20 protein-coding genes and 1 riboswitch are annotated in these 25,150 nt (G+C 52.3%); of the genes, 18 read left to right on the top strand and 2 right to left on the bottom strand.

What is annotated here, in order from left to right; translation table 11 throughout:
- Window positions 1–9 precede the first annotated feature (9 nt).
- From DX130_RS06090 to add, 6 genes are all read left to right on the top strand, one after another.
- Window positions 10–999 (top strand): AAA family ATPase, encoded by a 990-nt coding sequence (locus DX130_RS06090; RefSeq protein WP_116043633.1) that lies wholly within the window; start codon window positions 10–12, stop codon window positions 997–999.
- A complete protein-coding gene (locus DX130_RS06095) occupies window positions 996–2,039 on the top strand; it encodes a DUF58 domain-containing protein (RefSeq protein ID WP_116043635.1) in 1,044 nt (347 codons plus the stop codon). The genes DX130_RS06090 and DX130_RS06095 overlap by 4 nt, the downstream gene beginning before the upstream one ends.
- A 70-nt stretch (window positions 2,040–2,109) precedes the next feature.
- Window positions 2,110–4,074, top strand: a complete 1,965-nt coding sequence (locus DX130_RS06100; RefSeq protein ID WP_116043636.1) for a vWA domain-containing protein — start codon at window positions 2,110–2,112, stop codon at window positions 4,072–4,074.
- A complete protein-coding gene (locus DX130_RS06105) occupies window positions 4,058–7,039 on the top strand; it encodes a VWA domain-containing protein (protein ID WP_116043638.1) in 2,982 nt (993 codons plus the stop codon). The genes DX130_RS06100 and DX130_RS06105 overlap by 17 nt, the downstream gene beginning before the upstream one ends.
- Before the next feature lie 83 nt (window positions 7,040–7,122).
- Complete coding sequence (locus DX130_RS06110; protein ID WP_116043639.1) at window positions 7,123–7,434, top strand: rhodanese-like domain-containing protein; 312 nt, start codon at window positions 7,123–7,125, stop codon at window positions 7,432–7,434.
- Between the two features lie 231 nt (window positions 7,435–7,665).
- Entirely contained in the window at window positions 7,666–8,700 is a 1,035-nt protein-coding gene (gene add / locus DX130_RS06115) for an adenosine deaminase (RefSeq protein WP_116043641.1), read from the top strand.
- Here add and DX130_RS06120 read toward each other — a convergent pair.
- Window positions 8,693–10,336 carry a PucR family transcriptional regulator gene (locus DX130_RS06120; protein WP_165861175.1) on the bottom strand — a complete coding sequence of 548 codons (1,644 nt, stop codon included), beginning with the start codon at window positions 10,334–10,336 and terminating at the stop codon, window positions 8,693–8,695. The genes add and DX130_RS06120 overlap by 8 nt on opposite strands.
- Window positions 10,337–10,819: 483 nt before the next feature.
- Between DX130_RS06120 and uraD the strand changes: the two genes are divergently transcribed.
- From uraD to DX130_RS06145, 5 genes are all read left to right on the top strand, one after another.
- Window positions 10,820–11,332, top strand: coding sequence for a 2-oxo-4-hydroxy-4-carboxy-5-ureidoimidazoline decarboxylase (gene uraD / locus DX130_RS06125; protein WP_116043644.1), 513 nt, complete (start codon window positions 10,820–10,822; stop codon window positions 11,330–11,332).
- A gap of 225 nt (window positions 11,333–11,557) precedes the next feature.
- Window positions 11,558–12,493: an FAD binding domain-containing protein gene (locus DX130_RS06130; protein ID WP_133297895.1), complete on the top strand. Its 936-nt coding sequence runs from the start codon at window positions 11,558–11,560 to the stop codon at window positions 12,491–12,493.
- Between the two features lie 489 nt (window positions 12,494–12,982).
- Window positions 12,983–14,302 (top strand): deoxyguanosinetriphosphate triphosphohydrolase family protein, encoded by a 1,320-nt coding sequence (locus DX130_RS06135; RefSeq protein ID WP_116043647.1) that lies wholly within the window; start codon window positions 12,983–12,985, stop codon window positions 14,300–14,302.
- 116 nt (window positions 14,303–14,418) lie between these two features.
- The gene (locus DX130_RS06140) at window positions 14,419–16,677 is read left to right on the top strand and encodes a heavy metal translocating P-type ATPase (protein WP_116043648.1); all 2,259 of its coding nucleotides are present in this window, start codon (window positions 14,419–14,421) and stop codon (window positions 16,675–16,677) included.
- Window positions 16,677–17,363: a sulfite exporter TauE/SafE family protein gene (locus tag DX130_RS06145; protein ID WP_116043650.1), complete on the top strand. Its 687-nt coding sequence runs from the start codon at window positions 16,677–16,679 to the stop codon at window positions 17,361–17,363. Before DX130_RS06140 ends, DX130_RS06145 begins: the two co-directional genes overlap by 1 nt.
- A 195-nt stretch (window positions 17,364–17,558) precedes the next feature.
- Here DX130_RS06145 and DX130_RS06150 read toward each other — a convergent pair whose 3' ends face one another.
- Window positions 17,559–18,032 carry a FixH family protein gene (locus DX130_RS06150; RefSeq protein ID WP_116043651.1) on the bottom strand — a complete coding sequence of 158 codons (474 nt, stop codon included), beginning with the start codon at window positions 18,030–18,032 and terminating at the stop codon, window positions 17,559–17,561.
- Between the two features lie 305 nt (window positions 18,033–18,337).
- Window positions 18,338–18,539, top strand: a riboswitch (cobalamin riboswitch).
- Between the two features lie 164 nt (window positions 18,540–18,703).
- On the opposite strand from DX130_RS06150, the gene DX130_RS06155 reads away from it, so the two are divergent.
- From DX130_RS06155 to cobS, 7 genes are read left to right on the top strand one after another with little or no spacing between them, the layout of a single operon-like run.
- A complete protein-coding gene (locus DX130_RS06155; protein WP_116043653.1) occupies window positions 18,704–19,723 on the top strand; it encodes an ABC transporter substrate-binding protein in 1,020 nt (339 codons plus the stop codon).
- Window positions 19,724–20,767 carry a FecCD family ABC transporter permease gene (locus DX130_RS06160; protein ID WP_116043654.1) on the top strand — a complete coding sequence of 348 codons (1,044 nt, stop codon included), beginning with the start codon at window positions 19,724–19,726 and terminating at the stop codon, window positions 20,765–20,767.
- Entirely contained in the window at window positions 20,764–21,546 is a 783-nt protein-coding gene (locus DX130_RS06165; protein WP_240644322.1) for an ABC transporter ATP-binding protein, read from the top strand. Before DX130_RS06160 ends, DX130_RS06165 begins: the two co-directional genes overlap by 4 nt.
- 16 nt (window positions 21,547–21,562) lie before the next feature.
- Window positions 21,563–22,630 carry a nicotinate-nucleotide--dimethylbenzimidazole phosphoribosyltransferase gene (gene cobT, locus DX130_RS06170; protein WP_116043656.1) on the top strand — a complete coding sequence of 356 codons (1,068 nt, stop codon included), beginning with the start codon at window positions 21,563–21,565 and terminating at the stop codon, window positions 22,628–22,630.
- A gap of 14 nt (window positions 22,631–22,644) precedes the next feature.
- Complete coding sequence (gene cobU, locus DX130_RS06175) at window positions 22,645–23,244, top strand: bifunctional adenosylcobinamide kinase/adenosylcobinamide-phosphate guanylyltransferase (RefSeq protein ID WP_116043657.1); 600 nt, start codon at window positions 22,645–22,647, stop codon at window positions 23,242–23,244.
- Window positions 23,241–24,221 (top strand): adenosylcobinamide-phosphate synthase CbiB, encoded by a 981-nt coding sequence (gene cbiB, locus DX130_RS06180; protein ID WP_116043659.1) that lies wholly within the window; start codon window positions 23,241–23,243, stop codon window positions 24,219–24,221. Before cobU ends, cbiB begins: the two co-directional genes overlap by 4 nt.
- Window positions 24,209–25,024, top strand: coding sequence for an adenosylcobinamide-GDP ribazoletransferase (gene cobS / locus DX130_RS06185; protein WP_116043660.1), 816 nt, complete (start codon window positions 24,209–24,211; stop codon window positions 25,022–25,024). The genes cbiB and cobS overlap by 13 nt, the downstream gene beginning before the upstream one ends.
- Window positions 25,025–25,150 lie beyond the last annotated feature (126 nt).

Consider the following 25,150-nt stretch of genomic DNA (forward strand, 5'->3'; position numbering starts at 1 on the left):
GGACTGCGCATGATTGAATCGAAGGAAGGGCTTCAGGCTGCTGTAAAGAAAATAGCGACGCTTAAACAGGAAATAGCAATGGTCATTGTTGGCCAAGAGACGGTGGTCGAGCAATTGCTATGGAGCTTGCTTGCAGGCGGTCACGCGTTGCTGGAAGGGATACCTGGTCTAGGCAAAACGATGCTTGTGCGGACGATAGCAGACACAGTGTCGCTATCGTTCTCCCGTATTCAGTTCACGCCGGATCTGATGCCATCCGACATTACGGGTACCACGCTAATCGATTTTGGAACACAGGGTTCGGCGGCTCAGCGGTTCCAGCCGGGTCCCGTATTCGGTAACTTAGTACTGGCGGATGAAATCAACAGAGCCACGCCAAAGACGCAGAGCGCATTGCTGGAGGCGATGCAAGAGGGGACGGTAACCGCAGGGGGGACGACCCATGTATTGCCGAAGCCGTTTTTTGTGCTGGCTACGCAAAATCCGATCGAGCAGGAGGGAACCTATCCGCTTCCCGAGGCTCAGCTTGACCGTTTCCTGCTTAAGATCGGGGTTGAATATCCGACTCGGGAAGAGCTGAAGCAGATCGTAATGCGCACAACTGCTATGGAGGCTCCGAGGGCCCGTTCTGTTATGACGGGCGAGGAATTGACTGAACTGCAGCAGGATGCCAAAAGCTTGCTTGTTGCGGAGGATATACTGGATTTGGCGGTGCAGCTTGTCATGATGACGCATCCTGCAGAGGACGACGCTCCCGAGGAAGTGAAGCGTTATGCCAAGTTTGGAGCGGGACCTAGGGCACTTCAGGCGTTGATCTCAATTGGCAAGGTTCGTGCATTAAGCCATGGTAGGATGCATGTCTCGTGGCAGGATCTGCGTACAGCCGCACTCCCGGTGCTGCGTCATCGAATCGTATTGACCTATGAAGCGCAAGCGCTCGGGGTAACGACAGATAGACTCGCAGCATCTATTGTGGAGTCGATAGAGGCGAATCGTTGAGCCGGGAGGAGGGAGCCGGTCTCCATGCCAACTCCGTCAAGGGAATAAGCTCTATGACTGCTGAGGAAGCGTTCAGACTCCTGTTTCCCGATTCCGGTATTTTGGCAGAGGTTGAGTGGCTTCGCCTGGCAGGCGGTCATCGACTGCGAGGGACGATGGCGGGCAAGCGTCGGTCATCGATGCTTGGCGGCTCGCAGGAGTTCGCAGACTACCGTCCGTATGCGCCGGGCGACGATATCAGGCGGCTGGATTGGAATGTATACGGGCGTACGGGACGAGCTTATATTCGTCAATATTGGGATGAACAAGAGCTTCATGCAACGATGTATGTGGACGGATCGTTATCGATGACATTTTCGGGCGGCGCCGCATCTACAAAGCTGCAGGTTGCTTTGAGGCTGGCTTCGCTCATTTCCTATGCGGCATTAGCAGGAGAAGACAGAGTTGAAGTCCGTTTATTTGATCAGACGGGGATGGCAGACAGCCTGCCTCCTTTACATGGCAGACCTTCTTTTATGAAGCTGTACCGCTTCATGGCGGAGTATTATAGCGGAGGAGTTCATTCGAGAAGAGAAAGTCGAGAGAATGGGAATGCAAGCCATTCTGCTACACGAACGACACAATCGGCCGTCTCAGATTTGTCTATGCCATTCCGGGAGCCGGGCGCACTGCCAAGACGTCCGGGTGTCTCTTGGCTGTTCACGGATGCGATGTTCGAGAAGGGGATTGAAGAGACGCTATTGACGCTTGCGGCTGCCGGTCAGCGCGTTGTATGGGTTCAGCTCCTGTCCCCGGAGGAAGTTCATCCGTCTTGGGTAGGCGAGCTTAACCTGATCGATAGCGAGCTTGCTACGGGCAAGGAGGTAGCAGTATCGGAGAGACTGCTTAAGCAATATCGGAATGAGGTAGCGGCTTACAAGGACAAGCTGCGCAACCTGTGTTCCGAACGTGGAGCAGCTTATTCATTCGTAGATACGAGTATGCCAATGCAGCAAATCATTCGAGAATTAGTAGCTCAGCAAGGCGTGCTTGTTCGCTAGCGAAGACATGGCAGGGCAGAGATGCGTTGATTGCATGAGGAGCATGAGTAAGTGAGAGAGGGGGAGAGAAATGCAATTTCTGTCCGCCGCATCGGCCTGGTTTTTCACGTCGCTGCTGGTTATTGCGCTTATGTATATTTTGAGAAAGACGTATCGGGATACCGAGGTGGCCAGTCATCTATTATGGCGTCGTCTGCTGCAAGAGCAAGAAGCGAACCGTCCTTGGCAGCGACTGCGCAGCAGATGGCTTCTCCTGCTTCAATTGCTTGCGGCATCGCTCCTGGTGCTCGCATTGATGGAGCCCGTTATACTGCGGCCTTCTAGTCCTTCTGAACGGGCTGTTATCATCATCGATCGCTCGGCCAGTATGACGGCTGTTGCCGAGATTGAAGCTGCGAGCCAACTGACAACGAAATTCGAGCTAGCCGTAGACGAAGCAAAAAACTGGATTGACCGTCAGCCGGATAATCGGCTGATCACAGTTATTGCTACCGGTGCGGTTCCTGTTGAGATCGTATCATCTGAACGTAATAGACAGGTCTTGCGTGACGCGCTCGATGAATTGACCCCTTACTTTGGACTAACTGACCATGTCGCTGCCCTATCGTTGGCCGACTCCTTGCATCAGGGCAAGGATGGCGGCGCAACAGTTGTCTTCACTGATGGACAGTGGAGGGATGCGGAGGAAGCGAATGGCTTGCAGCTCTATCATCCTCTCCAAATTGTAACCGTTGGTTCGAATCTTCCGAATTGGAATGGTTCTATTCTGCACTTTGGCATACGTCCGGATATCAATGAGCCGGGTAGCTATCATGCGGCTGTAACGATCCGCAATGACGGAGAACTTGAACGGGAGTTTACTATTGAGATTTATTCCGGTTATGCCGATCGTCCTTTGGAGCGGGCTGCCGTGCGCAGTATTGACATTGCACCGGGAGAATGGGGAAGCATCGAACTATCCGGATTGCCTCCAGCTGCGTATTACAAAGCCCAGTTGCTCCCCGCGATTGACCGCATTCCAATGGACAACGTAGCTTACGGCTTCCCCGTCGTTCAAGGAGGCAGTCATGCCTTGGTTGTCTCGACTGAAGGCAATCTGTTCTTGGAGAAGGCGTTGCTCTTATCTGGCGTCATCCCTGTTAAGATCAATGTCGACTCGACTCCTCCAAGCGGAGAGCTGGCTGAAGGGATCGATTGGATCGTGATCGACGGCGCTTACGAACGGCTAAAGGACGACGAGAGATGGTCGAAACTGCTGGCTGACAAGCCGTTATGGCTTATTGATCATCCGGATGAGAAGGACAAGAGGTCGGCTGTGCCGAACAATGCTATTGTTCAAACGCAAGAGCATCCGCTTCTGTCATTTATTACGTTTTCAGATACTCATATCGGTCGGATGAACCGGTTGAGCCCAGAGGATGGGGATTGGGGAGACACCGTTCTTACCTATGGCGATGTGCCGGCCATTCTTGCAGGACAAATGGAAGGCAAGCCGCGGCTGAGATACACCTTCAAGCTTCAAGACACGGATCTTCCGCTCAGGCCGGAATTTCCCGTTCTAGTCTTTCAATCATCGCAATGGATGAACGGAGGCATGCAAGGTGATCTGGGAAGCGTGTCGGCAGGAGAGATGCTCTCTCTATCCCTGCATGCGGAGATCGATCGAGCGGAATGGGAAGGGGTAGAATGGTCTGATGTGAGGAAGGAACGGAAGGGACAACTGCTTCCTGTAGACATCGGCAGCATGATAGAAGCACCCGGTATACCGGGGTTGTATCGATTGCTGGAATGGAGCGAGCAAGGAGACCTTCTCGCAAGCCGCTATCTCTCCGTATCTGCGCACCCGGATGAGCTGCAGCCTGCGCCAGAGCTCCAATTGAGCAGCTTGTCGCTGGGTGAAGTGCAGAAGGGGGAATCAGGAATAGATCATGATTCCCCCTTGGTTCCACAGTCACTGCTGCCTTGGGCTATCGTTCTTATTCTCATGTTGCTATTGACGGAATGGGAGGTGTATCGTCGTGGGCATTCAAGCTGAATTCCCTTGGGTCATTATCCTCCTGGCGCCTTGGTTAGCCTATATCATATGGATGTACCGGCATACACCGCGCCTTGGGGGAGTCCGCAAACATGCGGCAATCGCGGTCCGCTCGCTTATCATGCTATTGCTGATTGTGTTGCTGGCAGGCATTCAGCCCTATCGCTCTCTGGAACAGCGCCATATCGTCTTTGTGGGGGATCGCTCCGCCAGCATGAATAATGAGTCGCAGATCGGCTCTTGGATTTCGGAAGCGTGGAGCAGCAAGTCGGATCGGGATACAGGCGCCATTGTTTCAATCGGCTTGCATGCCGTTACGGATCGATCAAGGTCCTCAGAGCCACTGCCAAGCGAAGGGGCGTATCCTTTTCGAACAGTGCTGAATGATCGTTACACCGATTTATCAAGGGGTCTGCAAATGGGCGCGTCCTTACTTGGCAAGGATGGCGGTCGCATCATTCTTTTGTCCGATGGCGCGCAAAATGTTGGAGATCTGCTTCGCCAATCCAGACTATTGCATGAGGCAGGCATTACGGTAGACACGGTTCATATCGCTACGGAATCTAAGCGGGACGCGGCTATTGATGAATTGATCGTTCCGCGCGCGATCAAGCAAGGCGAATCATTCAGCTTTCAACTTACTGTACAGAGCACCTTCGACGGAAATGCAGAGATCAGGCTGTACGAGGATGACCAGGAGCTCTCGGCATCCGCCATTCAATTGGAGAGAGGAGAGAATCGCTTTTCGATGCAAGGCGTGGCGCTTAAGCCTGGATTTCATCGCTATCGGGCGGAAATTCATGCTGCCGGCGATGAGCAGTCCCTTAATAATACGGCCTACGCATTCAGTCGTGTAAGCGGCCCTCCGACGGTTCTGATTGTTGAAGGCCAGCAAGGCTCGTCAGGCAATATTGAAGAAGCGTTGGCGGCTTCCATGATTGGCTATGAAACGATCAGTCCGGAGCAATTGTCGCTTGAACTAGCGCAATATGCGATGTATGACAGCATCCTCTTGCATAACGTGCCTGCGACTCGTATTGCTAAGAAACCGATGGAGTGGCTTGGACGTGCTGTCGGCGACTATGGCGTAGGGTTAGTCATGCTTGGCGGGGAAGACAGCTTTGGACTTGGCGGTTATTTTCATACGCCGATCGAACGGGCATCGCCCGTCTATATGGATTTGCAAGGTAGGAAACAGATCCCATCGCTAGGGCTTATACTCGTCATCGATCGCTCGGGAAGCATGTCGGACGGCAAGATGGAGCTTGCGAAGGAAGCGGCTATTCGAACTGTGGAGCTGCTTCGCGATATCGATCAGGTCGGCGTCATCGCCTTCGATTCGGCTCCTGTCTGGATTGTTGAGCCTACAGCACTGACTGACCGGGATGAGGTGATCACGAAAATTCAGGGCATACAGGCCGATGGCGGCACGGAAATCTATTCCGCGCTTGCCAAAGGGTATGAAGGTCTCTTGCAGGTGGATGCTCAGCGTAAGCATATGATTTTGCTCACAGACGGGCAATCAGCCGGCAACGAAAACTATGAATCGGTAATCGACGGCATGAATGGAAACGAAATGACCTTATCGACAGTGGCAATAGGCGACGGAGCCGATCAGACTCTACTGGAATGGTTGGCGGCAAAAGGGAAAGGGCGCTATTATTTCACGAAGGATCAGAGTACCATCCCCGCTATCTTTAGCCGTGAGACGGTGTTAATGTCCCGGACTTACATTGTGGAAGGCGAAATGATCCCGACTATTGGGCAGGCAGGGGATTGGAATCGATTATGGCAGAACGGGATGCCGGAGATTCGTGCGTATGTAGCGGCTACACCCAAGGAGCTGGCTGAAGTGGCGCTCTGGTCGCATGACGGCGACCCGATCTTGTCCCGATGGACGTATGGCGCCGGGCGTTCGGTAGCCTGGACAAGCGATATGACGGGCAAGTGGGCGCCTGATTGGGTGACATGGAGTCAATTGCCGCAGGTGCTAACCGAATGGGTGAAGTGGACATTCCCGCAATTCGACAGTGCTCCGTACCGTGCAAGAACGGAAGCAAGCGACGGAAGCGTCAAGCTTATAGTCGAGTCGACGGGAGGAGCGGATACGATGCCGGTAGAAGGTCTTGGGGTCAGTCTGGAGGGAGCGAGCGGGATTCAGGAGGTGAAGCGGCTTATGCCGGTCGCACCGGGTCGATATGAGACCTCCATTCATGAGCTAGCTCCAGGGGCTTATTTGTCCTATGTAGGGGGTTTCAGTAAGAACGGAGATACGCTTGCTGTAACAAATGGGATGGCAACGGGATTTGTTGTTCCATACGGGGCTGAATATCGAATTGGCAGCCATGGAGGAGATGAGTTGCTGGCCAACATTGCGGTGCTTACTGGCGGCCGGGTACTGGGATTGGACGAGGCTTCCGAAAGCTATAAGTTCCAGCCTGCTGTATACAAGCAGTCTTATGATTGGTCGCGTGACCTTCTTCTTATCGTGTTGGTGCTGTGGCTGGCTGATATTGCGATCAGAAGGCTGTCTATTCCTTGGACGCGAGTGGGACATGCAGGCTATACGTTGCTGCGCAAGAAGCTGCTGCCAGGCAAAAGCGTTGCAGTGGCGATCGACTCGAGTCCGTCTGTCTTCAGATTAAGGAAACGCGCAAGTGAGCGAAGCCGATTTTATGAACAAGATTCATCTACAGGAGGGACAATGGCCAAGATTCAATCAGAAGAAGCTCTTTTCCGCACGGATCCACAATCTTCAGAATCTATTCATGCAGAACGTTTGTCATCAAATCAAAAGAATACTCCTCAATCTCAAAAAGAGGAGCGAATGGCGCGAGCTGAATTGGGCACTCAAGCCCAAACAGAGGCAGCTGGCGCAGCGGGTTCGGATAAGGAGCAGGTTCATTCCGACTCTAGCGACACGATTAATAGACTGCTGGCAGCCAAGCGTAAAACGAGGCGATAATCAAAGGTTGGCATGGACATTCATACCTGTACACGATACAATGCTTTCGAATGGATGATTATGAGATGAAGGGTGATGGATAGATGTATCGCGAAATGACAACCTCAGAGCTGCTGGAGCAGCTTCAAGCTGGAGCAAAATTGAATTTGATCGACGTACGCGAGCCAGAGGAGTGGGAGGAAGGCCATATTGCAGAAGCGCGGCTGATCCCATTGTCCGAATTTCAAGCGCGTGCTCATGAGGTTCATGACGTTGTAGGCGAAGTCGTATTTATTTGCCGGAGCGGAGGCAGAAGCGGACGAGTTTGCGAGCATTTGAGCCTGCAAGGCTTTGATGTTGTGAATGTGGCGGGCGGCATGCTGGCATGGACCGGCGATGTGGAGACCGGCAAATAAGAAAGACCGATTGAACGGGAGAAGGCGAGAGGCCAGACTCTCGTTTTTTCGTGTTTATGCAAGACGTTTCAAGCCTAGAATAAGGATACAATCGTAAATGGTTAATAGGGTTTACATTATTCGCTTATGCAGTATATAGTAAGATTCAAATTCAAACCAGCTCAAATGGTCCCTAACACCGGTTATTGTGACCACATGCCGATAGAATAAGATATGAAGGAGGTCTTCTGTATGAATAATCGGATGCTTACCCTGCCCAAGGTCGATCTTCACCTCCATCTGGATGGAAGCGTGAAGCCGGAGACGGTGATCGATCTTGCACGCGAGATCGGAGAAGAGCTGCCTGCCGAAGAGCCGAGTCAGCTGCTCCCTTATATGCAAGTGGAAGGCGAATGCAAAAGCCTGACGGAATACTTAAACAAATTTCACTTTGTCGGACAGTTTCTCCACACGCCGTCTTCTCTAGAGCGCACCGCCTATGAGGTTGTGGAGCAAGCCTCTGCACAAAATTGCATCTATATTGAAGTCCGGTTCGCTCCGCAGCTTCATCGAAAGCTGGGTCTATCGGTAGAAGACGCAATTCAATATGTATTGCGAGGATTGCAGCAAGGTGAACGGGACTTCGGCGTAATGGCGCGTTGTATTGTCATCTGTCTTCGGGGACATTCGGAAGAACTGAATCGTGAAGTCATACGGGCTGCTTCTCTATATAGAGGAAAAGGGATTGTTGCGGTCGATTTGGCGGGAGCGGAAGCCGCATACCCGCCCGAGCTTTATCGGGATATATTCCCGATGGCACGCGAGCGAGGGCTCCCCATCACGATTCATGCAGGTGAGGCTGCGGGAGCCGCAAGCGTCCGTACTGCTGTCGAGCTGCTTGGAGCAAGCCGAATTGGCCATGGCGTCCGGATGAGGGAGGATGCCGGCATTGTAGAGTTGATCCGCAGGAAGCGGATTCCTCTTGAGCTATGTCCTATCAGCAACTTGCAAACAAAAGCGGTCCAAGATCTGGAGTCGTATCCGATTCGGGAATACTTTGATTTGGGCATTCCTGTGACCATCAATACCGACAACTTGACCGTATCCAATACGACAATAACGAAGGAATATGAACTTCTTTATGACAAGCTGGGCTTCTCGGAGGAGGAGATTGGCCGCATCGCCTTGTACGGCGCTGAAGCTGCATTCTTGCAAGGGACGGAGAAGAAGGAGCTTCTTGATCGGTTCGGGAATCAGCTTGCGCTCTGGCAGTCGCGCTCTATATAACCAGTTCTTTGATCATAAGCGCAATACGAATGCGCAAGCTGTCCGCGGCATTCCGCACCTGCAGGCCGGTAAGCTGCTCAATCCGGTTCAAGCGGTAGAGAACCGTGTTGCGATGGATATACAGTCCTTTGGCTGTCTCGCCGATATGGCCATGATTATCGTAAAAAAAACGCAGCGTCTTGCGCCACTCGCGCTGCTCGCTCTCATCAATGCCGTGCCAGGTCTCGAACGTTTCTTGCACAAATTCCTGCAAGTCATCCATTGGAATTAGTCGGAGCAAGTCGGCAAATTCCTTTGTATGATAATAATGGACGAAACGTTGTTTGTTGTGGCTTCTGCCCAGTTGATAAGCATCCAGCGACTGCTTGTAGGCGTTCGGGATATCGACCAGTTTGTTGATCGGGGCACTGATGCCGTACGATAAGACGATGTTTTCCTGAGCGGACAGCCTGTCGGAGATCCCCATTAACTGCTGGGATAATTTAAGCTTCCCGTCCGCCGATGAGCTGAGCAGCTCTTTGGCGGACAGCAGTGCAATGCACTTATCTTTTAAAGTAAATAAAACAAATGGCATGCCGAGCTTTCCGAATTCCTTCATTAACGCGTGATAAAGCTGATCGATTTCTCTTGCTCTTCGTTCAGCTTCTGCATGCTCTTGACCCGCAACAGCTCCTTCATCAGAATCTCTCCCGCATAGAACGGTCAACATTGATTCGGCCGGAAACAGGCCGTATTGTTTTCCTCGATGAATGATTTCCTGCTCCGATGCTATTTCTCCCTGTACAAGCTCTGTAAAAAACTCAATTTTGAACCGGCGAGCTCTGTCTTTGACCGCTTGTACCTTCAGAAGTTCGAAGCCAAGCACATTTGCGGCCTGCTCCAATGCCAGCGCATGCAGCTTGCGTATTTCCCCCTCATTATAAAATGCGATAATATAACCCGGTCGTTGGGGTATCGGTATAGGCTGGAGAATGACGTAGCGGGCTTCTTCGGTTGGCGTTGCCTTCTCAATGGGATAGATGCCTGGCGCAAGCTGCAGCTTCGCTGCTTGTGCGATCCAATTGTTCAATTGCGCAATATTTGGTCTGACTGTGGATGACAGGCAGATTAGCTCCAGCTTATGGCCCAGGATCACGACCGGGCTTGCAATCAACTGCGCCAGCTTGTCGACGATTTCCGATAGTCCTTCCCCATTAAGGATAAGGTTAAAGAACGTGTGATGGGTGTCCAATGCATAGCTGAGCTCATCTGTTTTATTTTGTAAAATACCGTTTAATGACTCGTTCAACACTTCCCCGAGCGAGTAATCAAGCGATAGCTCAAGCAGCGGGAATTGGAGACGATTCGCCTCTTCGATAACAGAGGGAGGGATATCTGCGAGAAACCGTTTGGTTTTGATGGCCAATCCTGCACACCCGGCATGAGCCATGCGGGCGATCAGTGATTCAAGTGCCTCGGGAGAGTCTTTCATGGCATAAGCGGTCGTAAGCAACAATTCATTAGGCTTCAGAAAGTGAGTCTTATGGGGAGCATCCATCAAATGGACGGAGCTTATATGGCGGGACAAACCCTCTGCACCAGCGGCCAGCCGGGCATGTTGCAGCGCTGGAATGAGCAAGAGATCTTTTAGCAGCATAACGCATCGCTCTTTTCGTGTTAGTTTATATAACATAATATAATGGATAACGAGCGGGAATGGAATAGATTCTTTTCATTTGTATAGTCTTTTTGTACAATATGCTTCTATTTTTCTAGTGATCTTGAACAATGACAAATCGTCCAATGCATCTTATGATAGTTTTAACCTACTTCTATGTCACTATTTATAACATTATTCCTTTGACCATACACAGTTGGATAGTCGATTAGGCATGAAACACAGGGATTGCGGAGGAAAAGCTGCATTCGGAAGCTTTGCTACGCTCGAATGCATATCGGAGCGAGGCGGTTAGCGGCGAACAAAGAGACAGATGTCATGTGCTGAAGCTGCTCGCAGCCCTTGAAGCAGAACTGCATGTCGCAGGATTCCAATTGACACGCGGGCGAGCGGTGCATGCGGCGACTGAACGATAGGAGAATGAGCCGAAACAACAAAAGATGAATATAGGAGGAATGATGGATGGAACAACGACGAGCGTATTCCTATAACGGGGAACAAGCGGCATTTGTAGCGCGATATGGTCATCTGTTCGAGAGTTCGCCTTGGGTCGCAGAGAAGGCATGGAACAACCGTCCCTTCCGGTCACGGCAAGAGCTGATAGCGTCAATGTTGGAGGTTGTGATGGAAGCGGACGGCCAATTGCAGCTTGAGCTGCTTAGAGCCTATCCCGAGCTTGGTGCCAAGCCGCGGATGACGATAGTGGCTGCGGAAGAACCAAGAGGCGCAGCTGCTGACCGGCTGGAACGAGACGAAGCCTACATTCTCCAGCGTATGAATGCAACCTACCGTGAAAAGTTTGGCTTTCCTTTTATTATGGCTGTGAAAGGTCTGACCGCCGATATGATTGCTGATTCCATGCAGATGCGAATGAAGAACACAACAGAGCAAGAGAAGAGACATGCCTTGAGGGAAGTATGTAAAGTTGCAGAATTCCGGCTAGCGTATGTCGAGGAGGATCAAGCTATTGGTTAAAAAGAAGGCTCGGATGGGCGTCAGCATCATGACGCCTATATGTGACCAGTTCGTAGTTAACCTGCCGTCGAAGTAGTTGTTGAGCTGCCTCCGAGGCGTTGAAATCGGTCATTATCTGTCATGGCAGCAATCTCTCCTTCTTGAACCTCGAAGCTTACCTCGCCAAGCACCATCCAATAGTCATGATGAACCTCGCGTTTATGCTGGATCTGGGAAGAAAGATGTTTGACAATCGTACCGAAGGGGAGGGAATACGTTTTGGCGATAGAGATGGCGGATTACCTGAGAGCCGATTATTCGAATGTATGGCAGCCTGCAAGTGTGGAAGAGGCTTGGCATCTAAAACGTAAATTCGGTGGAAAGGCCAGCTACGCAGCCGGTGGAACGCTGCTTCGTACGCAGTGGCAGAACGGGGTAAGACCGGAGCCTAAACATCTGATCAGCCTGTCGAGTATTCCTGAGCTGCAAGGAATTCGCTTGTCCGAGGAGACTTTGAGCATTGGAGCGAGAGCAGCGCTGGATGAATGCCATCAGCACCCGCTGCTGAATCGTCATGGTGAACTGCTGGTCACCGCAATTGGTCAGATTGCAGCACCGGCTATCCGCCATCTGGCGACAATTGGCGGGAACATATCCAGTCTAATTGGCGATGCGGTCCCGGCTTTGACGGCTATGAACGCCGAGGTAGTCGTTTTTCGCGGCAGTGGCTGGAGTCAAGGTCCCATTCTGGATTGGGTGCGCGGGAAAAATGGCGCTCGAGAGCCGGATGATTTGCTTGTGAGAGTAATCCTACCAGTCGTGACCGATTCAGAGCGTGCGCAGGAAGAGTTGTTTGCATTTTACGAAAAGGTTAGCAGACACGATACGTTCGTCCCTTCGATTGTAACAGTTGTTAAGCAAGATAGGGTGAGCGAGGATGGACATAGGACGGAGCTGCAAGTATCGGCGGAGGCTGAATCTGCTCTTCCGACTCGGCTGAGAGATGCCGCACCGACGATGAATGGTTCGAGATTAAGCGACAACATGCTCGGCTTGATTCATGAAGCGATCAAGGGACAATACAAAGCGGCAGAAGAGTTGTTTGCGGGTTCGGATTATCGGAAGGAAGCTACAGCCAATCTTATTTCTGCCCGTCTGTGGAAAATGATCAAGCATAAATAATTCAGCAGCGTCAATCAGGTGCTCGGCTGAGGGGCGGGGAGCGCATGGATTAAAGCGGCACTGATGACCGAATGGGCTGGGAGGTCAGGCAGGTTGCGACTCCTTGCGTTCCTTTGCGCTTTTTTGCTCTCCAGATATAGGGTGATTCCTTTACGTTCTGCAGGCATGGTATACTTTTAAAAATCAGGGATGCCGCTTATGCATACTGTGAGGTTTATGGTATGATATGGGCATGTATTGATATTATTTTGATAGACTTAATGAAACCTTCATTTCCTTTCAGCATATGTTGCTTACAGCAAGAGGCTGGCGGAAGTCGGCGAAACATTCGGACGTCATACATTATACCGGAAGCGTCGCGTTGCCGAATCATCTTCGGTACGCGTCGCTTTCTTTTCAAATGCGGAGTATTTTACATTCCTGCGTTGTCAGGAGAGCAGAGATACGGCGGAAACGCACGCAAATTAGACTTCAGGACAGGTGATCGCAATGAATATACGGAAGCTTAGATTCCATGAGACAGACCACACGCCTTCAAGCGAGGATCGAGACGAATATGAGAAGGATTACGCGCGGCTTATTCAATCGCCGGCATTCCGGCGGCTGCAAGGCAAGTCGCAGGTGTTCGGCGCAGGTTCCGGCGATTATTACCGGACACGGCTGACCCATTCCCTTGAGGTCTCCCAGATTGCAAGGGAGGTTGCCCGCAGGTTGGGCAAGACGTATCCGTTCCTCGCCAATAATGAACATCCCGGTTTGAAGCTTGTCCCGGAGGTTGTGGAATGCGCTTCGCTTGCACATGATCTAGGTCATCCTCCATTCGGGCATAAGGGCGAGGAAGTGCTGGATCGTATTCTCAGAGACCGTTACGGCGTGCCCTATGAAGGCAATGCGCAAAACTTCCGCATTCTTATGTTTCTGGAGAAGCGAGCCGGCAGTGAGCGTGGATTGGATTTGACGGCCGCTGTCTTGCTTGCGATTAATAAATATCCCTATTGCATAGATGAGCCAGGCCGAATGAAGGGCGTCTACCCAATGGAATGGCAGGGCATTGAATACTTGAGGAGTCTGTGGGAGATGCCAACCGGTTGCAGTACGCTGGAGGCACAGCTTATGGATCTCTGCGATGACATCGCTTATTCCACACATGATATCGAAGACGGGATCCGCGCTGGCAAAATCGTTTTGACAGAGGACTTTATCGAAGACGATCATTTGGTTGAGGGTGTGGTGCGGGAAATATTGGACGATCCTTCCAGTATAGCGGCGGTTCAGTGGGAAAGCACGAACCTAAAGGCGATGGTGCGCCGGGTGCTGGAAAGCTATTATCGTGAATGGAAATCAATCTTTGTTCAGTATGGTCGTGAGACTTCCCGCACGCGCCGGGAGATGAAAGCGAGATGGGTCAGCAAGTTCGCCAACAGCGTCGGAATTATCGACGATCCGAAGTCTGGTTGGAAACGCGTCACGTTCGTCAAGGATGGCGCTGAAGATTTGGAGCTGCTGCGTACGATGGAAATCTTGAAGAAGCTGGCATGGGTTACGCTGATCAAAGATTTTCGCGTGCAGCGGCTGCAGAAACGCAGTGAAAATATGCTCATCCGGCTCTGGGACAGTCTGGAGCAGTACGATACGGGCAGGCTGCTCTTGCCGCCGGACTGGGTGGAGAGCTATGACCGCCAGAAGGGAGAATGGCCTTGGGAGCGAGTTGTAGCCGACTACATCGCCGGGATGACGGACGCATATGCCGAGAAAGTGTATACGGAGCTGTTCGCAAGCCGCTCCGGTTCAATTTATGAACGTGATTAAGAAGCAGCTGACATAGATTCCAATCATGCAATCCGCCTTGCGCACATATAGTGTAAGGCGGCGGTACAGGCCCCGGCGTCGCAGACGAACGGGGTTTTTCGCTGATTGGAGGTTGGATGGCCATGATAAATGCGGGCGAAGAAAAAAGGTATACCCATGAGCTGGATTTTACGATACAGGGCATGAGCTGTGCCGCTTGCGCCGCTAGAATTGAAAAGACGATAGGCCGCGTGGAAGGTGTGACGGAGGTAGCGGTCAGCTTTCCGCTGCGTACTGCTTGGGTGCAAGTGAGCGGCGGCAAAGTGACGAAGGAGATGCTGGCGGAAAAAGTGGGGCAGCTGGGCTTCAGTGCCAAGCTAAATGAAAGTGCAAGCGAGGGGTTGCAGCGGGAGAGAGCGTGGCTTCGGCTCCGACTAATTGCGGCGGTTCTGTTGACCTTGCCGCTATTGGCAGGAATGGCGATGCATCTTTCGTGGTTGCAGCCGGTTGCCAATCTGTTGCCGGATGTGCTGTTTGTGCCATGGCTGCAGCTCGCCCTTGCGACTGTTGTGCAGTTTGTCATCGGGATGCCGTTTTATTTTGGCGCCTATTATGCGCTTCGGCAGCGAAGCGCAAATATGGATGTGCTGGTCGTGATCGGGACGACGGCTGCTTATTTGTACAGTCATTATGTGGTGTTCCGCGACGGGTTGTTTGCAGGCGGGTCGCATGGTTCGCCTCTGTACTTCGAGACGTCGGCCGTTGTGATGACAGCGGTGCTGCTGGGCAAATATATTGAAACCTCCGCTTCGTTGAAAGCGCAGCAGGAATCGGTTGGCTTCGATGAACTGCGGGTACAGACCGCTCTTGTCGAGAGAGGAGGGCTGCTGACTTCCCTGCGTACGGAATTTGTGCGGAAAGGGGATATCGTCCATGTGGGCGAAGATGAATTTGTCCCCGTGGACGGAACGATTCAGTACGGCGAATCCGCGTTGGACGAGTCGCTTCTCACTGGCGAGAGCGCAGCCGTCGTCAAACGACCGGAAGACGTCGTATGGGCCGGGACTCGCAATGGCTCCGGCAAGCTGACGGTCATAACGGGAGCTGCCGGTCACGAAACCTTGTTGAGCCGAATTCAAGAGCTGGTTCATCAAGGGCAGCGAGCGAAGTCCTCGCTGCAATCGCAGGTGGATGCCGTCGCAAGTTGGTTCGTTCCTGCGATGCTGATTACTGCTGTTTTGACTTTGGGCATATGGGGATTGGTCGTTGAGCCAGGAAATTGGAGCAAGGCGTCGCTATGTGCAATTGCTGTCCTATTAGCAGCTTGTCCATGTGCGCTGGGTCTGGCTGCGCCAATATCGTTGGTCATTGCCTCAGGGCGATTGGCCAAACGGGGTATTGTAGCCAAAGAGGCGGGAGCAGTGGAGCGGCTGGCAGCCATTCGCACGCTTGTGCTGGACAAAACGGGCACGTTAACCGAAGGGAAGCCGAAAGTCAGCTTTGCAGGTCCGCTAGGTACGGGCCGATCTTCTCTTCTCCGATTGGCGGTTGCGCTGGAGTCGGAATCCTCACACCCTCTGGCAGATGCAATCAGGGAAGAGGCGGCGCGTATCGGTCTCGTCACGCCCGATGCAGAACGAATCTCCTATGCAGCTGGAGGAGGGGCAGAGGGTTGGATTCACGGTGTCCACGCAGCAATCGGCAATGCCAGATATATCGAGAATTTAGGGGTCGCATTATCGCAAGAGGCTAGACGGCTGGCGTCAGAACGGGAGACGCATGGGGAGACTGTCATATACGTCACGGAACGGACGAACTGCGTAGGCATAATTGGATTCAGAGACCAGTTGAAGAGTGACGCCGCTCAGATGGCGCGCGAGCTGAGTCACCTTGGCATTCAACCTATCGTTGCGACGGGCGATCACAGCGCACCGGCCAATGCCGTCGCGAAGGCGCTCGGTATAAAAGAAGTTTATGCCTCCATGCTGCCAGAGAGCAAGCTTGCGCTCGTGGAGAAGCTGAAGCGGGGCGGCAAACGGGTCGCAATGGCCGGTGATGGCTGGAATGACGCGCCGGCGCTCGCTGCAGCTGATGTCGGCATCGCTATGGGCAATGGCACATACGGTGCGCTTGATGCTGGACATATTACATTAATCTTCTCTCGGCTGCAGGCCATTACAGAAGCTATTCGTCTCAGCAGGCTCACGATCAGGAATATAAGGCAAAACCTCGTCTTTGCCTTATGCTATAATGCCGTCATTATTCCATTCGCAGCAATCGGCTTCCTTCAGCCGTGGATGGCAGGCTCGGCGATGGCGCTAAGCTCCGTATCCGTCGTGGCCAATGCGTTGCGGCTCGGCGCCCGCATGGAGCGGGCTGCGCAGAGGAGTCTCTAATGTCACTCAGCCTGAATGGGATTGGGCTGATTTTCTTGACTGGATTATTCAGCGCGCCTCATTGTATTGGCATGTGCGGGGGAATCGTGTCGGCCGTATCACTACAATCAAGCGAATCAGCCAGACGGTCCATGCTGCTCTATAATGCGGGACGCATCCTTTCCTATTCATTGTTGGGTGCGACGATGGGAGCGGTTGGCTCATTTGTAGATGTAGCGGGGAGGTTTGCGGGAATTAGAGGACTTGCTTCAATAATAGGAGGCTGCTTCGTTCTCTTATGGATATGGAGGAAGATGCAGATTCCTTTCCTGAATCGCTTATCAGGGCGGTTGCATCAGGAACTGGCCACAGGTGCGCGCGCTGCTGAACGTAAGGAGACGGCCCATTTGCTGGCGACGGGATTTTCATTTGGCTTCCTTCCCTGCGGATTGACCTATGCGATGGGGATAAATGCTGCGGCTACCGGCTCATTCATGCAAGGTGCGCTTGTCATGGCAGTCTTCGGCCTGGCGACCGTGCCCGCTCTTGCCTTCGCAGCGTCGATTGCGACACTGGCCAATAAGCGCTGGCGGCGATTCATGCGAAGGGCCGGCGTTGTGACGGCTGTCGCCGTCGGCCTAATCTCGATTCTGAGAGGGCTCGCCGCGAACGGAATCATCCCGTCTGTATCTCCTTGGTTGTGGTAACTCAGGACGAGGCTGGTTTTAGAGTGCGAGAAACAGCTAGCTGGCTGGAAATAGCGCAGTTGGCGGAATAGTATCACGTGAAACGCTTAAATGTGCGAAACCAGCTAAACTGAGGAAATAGCTTTGTGAGAAACGCTTATATCTGCGAAAACGGTGAAACTGGTGAGAGAGCGTGCCTGCAAATGCCCTTCCCCGTTAGTAAACTGCTTTAAGGGTGCGCGTAATGATGTTGTTGCGGTCGCCGTCGATGGTGAGCGAGGCTTTCCATAAGCCAGGCATTAGCGGCACGCCTTCGCCTACATAGACGCCTGGCGCTGTCTCTATTAAGGAGAAGTCGAAGTCGCCGCATATCATGCCGATCATCTCCAACTTAATATCAAGCTGTGCCCCCTCTACCGGTTCACCTGATGCTTTAGTCAGTTTTAATTGGAAAGTATTGTTGGCGAGGACCGCTGTGGGGTATTCTAAAATGTTCCATTCCACCTGTCCGTTGCTAAACTCATGTGTTGTGATAGCAGCATCAGCCGAAAGCGCCTGCGGTCTAAGCATCAGCACAACCAAAGCGACTATGACAACAACTGTCGCGGCGAACAAGGTCCAGGAAATCCAGCCTCTCCCAAGAGCGTGGAGCTTATGGAGTAAAGAGTAAGGACTATTGTTCTCAGTCATCGTGGTGCCTCCTTTTCAGTAGCTGAATGGTATGGATTCGATATCATCATGGTTTACATAAGAGTTAAAACGACCACAATGCAGAGTGTAGCGCTATCGATTACATTCCATTTCAATTGGCATCCTTGATATTCATTACCTATGACGGAAGTGTAACGGAATATGCCTTTATGTACGAGCGGCAGAGCAGAGTTTTCACGCAAAATGAATGGACAATTGTGGACGAGGAGTGTATAGTAACTACTGATCTTTTAATAGTTGAAAGCAATGGGGTTCTTTGCGGAAAGATGTCTGGCAGCGACGGTAACGATCGATCGCGCGCATGTCGCAAAGGCTTAATAGGGAAGCCGGTGCAAATCCGGCGCGGACCCGCCACTGTAAGGAGGGCTTGCACACGGAAAAGTGTGCGAGCCATCGCAGCCGCAGGATGTCACTGAGTGCTCAACTCGGGAAGACGCGGCGAGCGAATATCCGAGCCAGGAAACCTGCCTCTTTGCGAAAACGCTGTTACCTACGTGGAATTAGGGAGGTGTTGGAGAGGCATGTTTCGCTGCGTGTGCGGCGATTGACAGGGGCGTTTCCGGCACAGAGGCCGGGGATGCCTTTTTTTTCAGTGCAAGATGCAGAAGTGATTCTGCGATAATCAACGAAATGATACAGGAGTGGATGAGATGAAGAACGTAATGTTGTGGTCAAAAATGAAAACAGCCGTAAGCCTGCTGCTCATTATGATGATGGTAGTTCTGGCAGCTTGTGGCGTAACCACAGATACAGACAAAGGTACAACAAACAACAATGGTCAAACCGAACAGGGCGCATCGGCATCTCCTAGTCCGGAAGCAACGCCGGAGCCATCGGAAGAAGCCAGTCAGACGGTCTATCCTTATGAAGTAACGGACGCAACGGGCACGGTTATCACGTTCGAAAAAGCGCCAAGCGCCGTTGTAACGCTGGTGCCTAGCGAGACGGAAACGATTTTTGCAATCGGTGCAGGCGCACAAGTGGTAGGCGTTGACGAATGGAGCAATTATCCGGAAGAAGCGGCTTCAATCGCAAAGATTGGCGACATGAAGACGAATATTGAAGCAGTTGCTGCATTGAACGCTGATCTGATTCTTGCTTCATCTTCGATGAACGTGGATGCCATTACGAAGCTTCGTGAGCTTGGCTTGAATGTATACGCCTCGAATCCGAAAACGTACGACGAAGTGGTTGCCAAAGTAGAGGAAATCGGTAAAATTATGAATATGCAGGCTGGAGCCGCTGAAGTGGCAAAGCACATGCGTGAAGTGAAAGATCAAGTAACTTCTGCGGTTAAAGATGCGGAGAAGAAAAAAGTATACTTGGAGTTCTCCCCAGGCTGGACGGTCGGTTCTGGAGAGTTTCTGGATGAGCTTCTGACGCTTGCGGGCGGCACTAACATCTCGGCAGCACAATCTGGTTGGTTCGAAGTGAATGGCGAGGAAGTGATTACGCAAAATCCTCAGCTTATTATTTACCCTGATTTCGGAGAGGAGAAAAGCTCCATCGTCGCAGGTATCGAAGCGCGTCCCGGCTGGGATACAATCGATGCGGTGAAGAATAATCAATTGTTCGCTGTAACCAACGATCCGCTTGTGCGCGTTGGTCCTCGACTGGCGGACGGACTGCTTGAGCTTGCAAAAGCGATCCATCCCGAGCTTGTGAAATAAATGTTGCGAATAAAAGGCATCACCTATGGAGGAGCAGCTTTGCTCCTTCTTGCTGTTTCTATGATAGCCAGCTTGTCCATTGGATCTGCGGGATTATCCTTTGCTGACGTGTGGGGTATCTTGATTCATCAGCTGCCAGGAATGCCTGACGCCGCTGACAAATGGACAGCTGGAGAAATTGCGATTGTTACTCAGGTCAGGCTTTCGCGAGTATGGCTCGACGTATTGGTCGGAGCTTGCCTTGCGCTAGCCGGTGCCGGATTCCAAGGGGTGCTTCGCAATCCGCTCGCTGATCCGTACACGCTCGGCGTTGCATCTGGCAGCTCTGTTGGGGCTGCATTTATTATATTGACAGGCATGCAGCTTGCGCTGGGGCTTTGGACGATACCGATTGTGGCATTCAGTACGGGTATTTTGACACTCCTTGCTGTCATTTGGCTGTCTCGAAGCAATGGCGTTATGCAGATTGAGACGATCATTTTATCAGGCGTTATTATTCAATCGTTTCTTGGGGCGTTCGTGTCGTTAATGGTTTCGATGTCTCAAGGGGTTGTCAATCAGATTCTGTTCTGGATTATGGGCTCGCTTGCTATGAGAAGCTGGGAGCATGTCTATATGATGATCCCCTTTATTGTTGTTGCGCTCCCTATCTTGTTATACTTCAGTCCATCTTTAAATTTGTTCACTCTGGGCGAGAGGCATGCGTCTCATCTGGGTGTGAAGGTGGAGCGGACAAAGCTGATAGTGATGATTGTGTCTACGCTGCTTACAGCTGCGGCTGTGTCGGTGTCGGGTGTCATCGGATTTGTCGGTTTGGTAGTGCCGCATCTCATACGCCTGCTTGTAGGGCCGGATTATCGGCTTATTATTCCGCTTGCCGGCATTGGAGGCGGGATCTTTATGTTATGGGCAGATACGCTGGCGCGCACTGTGCTCAGCCCCAAGGAGCTGCCGCTTGGTGTCGTCACGGCGCTAATTGGCGCTCCGTTTTTCGCATTTTTGTTGCATCGCAGGATGAAGGTGGAAGGAGGCGCTAAACATTGAGTCTGGTTGCCCAACAAGTTGACGCTGTGTTGCAAGGCGTATCTGTGTTGAATTCCATTTCGGTGTCATTCGAACGTAATCGCTTCTACGGCATTATTGGTCCCAATGGTGTGGGGAAATCGACGCTTCTTCATATTTTGTCCGGCTCGGATGCGCCCAGCGCCGGAGGCGTGACGCTTGATGGCGTTCCGTTGTCCCATATGCCGGGGAAAATACTTGCCCGCAAGCTTGCTGTCTTGCAGCAGGGCGGTTTGCCGCCGGTGGGCTTTACGGTTCGTGAGGTCGTGGCTATGGGCAGGTACCCTCATCAGAATTGGCTGGGCGGAGAAGGGGAAGATCCCGAAGCAATTATAGATGAAGCCATTCATACAATGGAACTGGCTGAGCTGCAGAGTCGCAAGCTTCATCAGTTAAGCGGAGGAGAGCGTCAGCGAGTTGCTCTTGCGAAGCTGATGGCGCAGCAGCCGGAGATTCTGCTGTTGGACGAACCTACAACTTATCTCGATATTGGTTATCAGATTGAGTTGCTGGATACCGTGAAGGCCTGGCAGAAGCAGAGAAGCCTCCTTGTCGTTGCTGTACTGCATGACCTGAACCTTGCGTCTCTCTATTGCGACAAGCTGATTGCGCTTCATCGCGGTGGAATTGCCGCAGAAGGAACGCCAGATGAAGTGCTCAATCCAGCGGTTATTGAACGGCTCTACGGAGCGAAGACAACTCTCGTCAAGCATCCCGCAACGGGAGTGCCGCAATTAATTTTGCAGCCCGGCGAGTCATGATAGGGGAATTAGTGAGATGAGCGTTAATGAACAAGAAGAGCGCCTGCTGGCGATTATTGAATCGATTCCGCCGTATGATGAAGACGCTGCACATCGGGCGGAGCTCCATTCTGATCAACTGACGAAGCCGCCCGGCAGTCTCGGTAAGCTGGAAGCCATCGGGGCCCAGCTTGCCGGTGCAACGGGGGAACTTTGGCCGGACTTGTCCAAGCGGGCTGTCATTGTGATGGCTGGGGATCACGGCGTTTGCGAGGAAGGGATCAGCGCTTTTCCGCAAGCGGTTACGCCGCAGATGGTTCTTAATTTCTTGAATGGGGGCGCAGCTGTCAACGTCCTCGCGAGACAAGCCGGGGCAGAGGTTGTGTGCGTGGATATTGGAGTAGCTGCCGAGCTGAAGCATGAAAATCTGGTAAGCCGTAAAGTCGTGTGGGGCACACGGAATATGGCGAAGGAAGCTGCGATGACCCGTTCAGAAACGGTAGAAGCGATTATGGCAGGCATCGCCATAACGGCAGAGCAAGCTGCGACAGGAACCCGATTGTTTGCAACAGGGGAAATGGGGATCGGCAATACAACGGCCAGTGCTGCTATTACGTCCGTTCTGGCGAATCTCTCTCCTGAGCTGACGGTGGGTCGTGGCACGGGCATCAACGACAGTGTGCTTGTCCACAAGACTGAAGTGGTAAAGCGTGCCATTGAGCTGAATCAACCCAATCCCGGCGATCCCATTGACGTGCTTGCTAAAGTTGGCGGCGCGGAAATTGCAGGACTTGTTGGCGTCATCATCGGGGCGGCAGCGAACCGTTGTCCTGTTGTCATTGATGGCTATATATCCACGACGGCAGCGCTAGTTGCTTCAAGGCTGGCCCCTCGCACAGTTTCCTATATGCTGGCTTCACACTTGTCGCATGAACAGGGCCACTCCAAGCTAATGGAAGCGATTGGCCTGTCACCGCTTATTCATCTGGAGATGAGACTGGGAGAAGGGACAGGAGCGGTATTAGCCTTCCACCTGCTGGACGCTTCGCTTAGACTCATGCAGGAGATGGCTACCTTTGATAGCGCAGGAATATCGAAGTCATAAGGGGGAGGAAGCTCATGGCTATATTGATTACAGGCGGCGCGCGCAGCGGCAAAAGCCGATTCGCTGAACAGTACGCAGCCAAGCTTGGGACCCGCGGCGTCTATATCGCTACTTGTCAGCCTTACGATGAAGAGATGAAAGAGAGAATCCGTCTGCATATTCAGGATCGTGAATGCTCCGGCTTTTGTTGGGAGACGAGGGAAGAGCCGTTGGAAGTCGCGCTATTGCTACGCCAATTGACTATACGCTTAACAGGAGAGCAACAGGCAGGGGATGCGTTATGGACGGCTCCACCCGTGTTGCTGGATTGTGTAACGCTATGGCTGACCAACTGGATGTTGCAATCAGAGGGAGAGCAGAATGGTGCTGCCCGGCTCAACGGGCAGATAGAGGCATTTGTTGAAGCTGTCCGTCAATATCCGTATCCGCTTCTTCTTGTCACGAATGAAGTGGGGGACGGCATCGTGCCGGAGTATTCGCTTGGCAGAAGGTTCCGCGATGAGGCCGGCAGGTTAAACCAGCGGCTCGCCGAGGTTTGCGATCGTGTATTTTTGGTAACGGCCGGTATTCCTGTCGAATTGAAGTCGATTGCTTTCCGGTGGGATGAGCTGTGATCTTCTATAGTATCCAGGAATTGCTGCTGCTCGCGATTGCGGCTATTGTCCTCGATTGGATAATCGGTGATCCTAAGTGGCCGACCCATCCTGTCATTTGGATAGGCCGGCTTATTAAAGGGCTGGAGCGCCTGCTCTATCCAAGGGACAACGCTGCTTCGCCAATTACAGTCAAACTGCGAGGATGTCTCTTGACCCTGATCACCATAGGGGTGAGCTGGGGGATGATGACTCTGATCGTCTGGCTCGCGGATGCCATTCATGTATGGCTGGGATACGCCCTGTCCGCATGGTTTATCTCGACTACTCTGGCGGTCAAAGGTCTCAAAGATGCAGCGATGCTTGTTTATGTGCCTCTGACGCAAGGCAATCTGACTGCTGCTCGTCGCTATGTCGGTTACATTGTGGGCAGAGATACCGATAGCTTAAGCGAGCCTGAGGCTGCGAGAGCGGCTGTTGAGACGGTCGCGGAAAATACGGTGGACGCCTTCTTGTCGCCGCTGCTGTTCGCATTGATCGGCGGCGCGCCGCTTGCGATGCTGTACCGATCTGCCAATACGCTGGATTCGATGGTGGGTTATCGCAACGAAAAGTATATTCACTTTGGCTGGTGCTCCGCCCGCCTGGACGATGTACTGAACTATATACCGGCACGATTGACCGGTGTTCTTATGGTAGCAGCTGCCGCAATGTTGCCAGGCATGAATGCCCGAAGAAGCTGGCGATCCATTCGGAGGTTTGCTTCGCTTCATCCAAGTCCGAATAGCGGAATACCGGAAGCTGCGGTGGCGGGAGCAATCGGCATCCAGCTTGGAGGCGTCAATCGGTACTTTGGTGTAGAGAGCGAACGGGCTCGCATGGGCTGGAAGTCACGTGAGCTGGAGCCGCGGGATATCCGTGCCTCCATTAGCATGTTGTATGCCGTCAGCATAATTGCGTTAGCAGGATTGGGGGGAGTCTGGTTATGTCTCTTATAAAAGTGCATGTACAAGCAGCGATTGCCGCCTTGCAATTTCTGACCCGATTTCCAATTCCGGTCGAAGTGCCATTCGAGAAGCCTGTCTTAACACGAAGTGTATATTACTTTCCGATAGCGGGAGCTGCCATCGGCTTGTGTCTTGCTGCGGGCTCCTGGGCACTGCCTTATATACTTCCGGCTTGGCCGTCTGCGGTTGTGCTTCTGGCTATATGGATTGGTCTTAGCGGTGGACTCCATCTGGACGGATGGATGGACACGGCCGATGGTGTGCTGAGCCATCGTTCAAGAGAACGAATGCTAGAAATTATGAAGGACAGCCGGGTTGGCGCTATGGGCGTTATTGCGGCTGTTCTTTTGTTGATGTTGAAAGCTTCCTTATTAGCCTGGCTAATGAGTGAAGAGTTCAAAGGTAATGTATCCCTTGTCTCTATTCTTCTTATATCCGCAGTATGGAGTCGCACATGGATGGGCGTCGCCATCGCAGGATGGAAGCCGGCGCGACCGAATGAAGGTATCGGACAATTGTTTCACGGCGTAAGGCTGAGCAATGCGCTGGGATCCGTTGTGCTGGCGCTAACCATATCATTATCTACATTAATAATTAATGGAGCTAATATAGTGGAAATCACAATCATTGCAGCATCCTTCATCATCGTCACCTTGATTACAGGAGGCGGGATGTCTATTTGGCTTAACAGGAAACTTGGCGGGTTGACAGGAGATACGTACGGCGCGATGAACGAGGCGGTAGAGCTTGCTTTGTTGACGGCAGCTGTCATTGGGATTCGCTTGCTGGGTTAAGTGTGGTCGTGAGATATGACCTGCTCCTGTCTGTGGAATACTAGGGTGTGTCTGAGAACGCTGAGGGCAGCAAATTTTGCCGAATTTTCGTTCCATGCAAGGCGCGTTTGTGAAGGCGTACCGGGG

Origin of the sequence: Paenibacillus paeoniae, from assembly GCF_003388735.1 — a bacterium.
Lineage (GTDB): Bacteria > Bacillota > Bacilli > Paenibacillales > Paenibacillaceae > Pristimantibacillus > Pristimantibacillus paeoniae.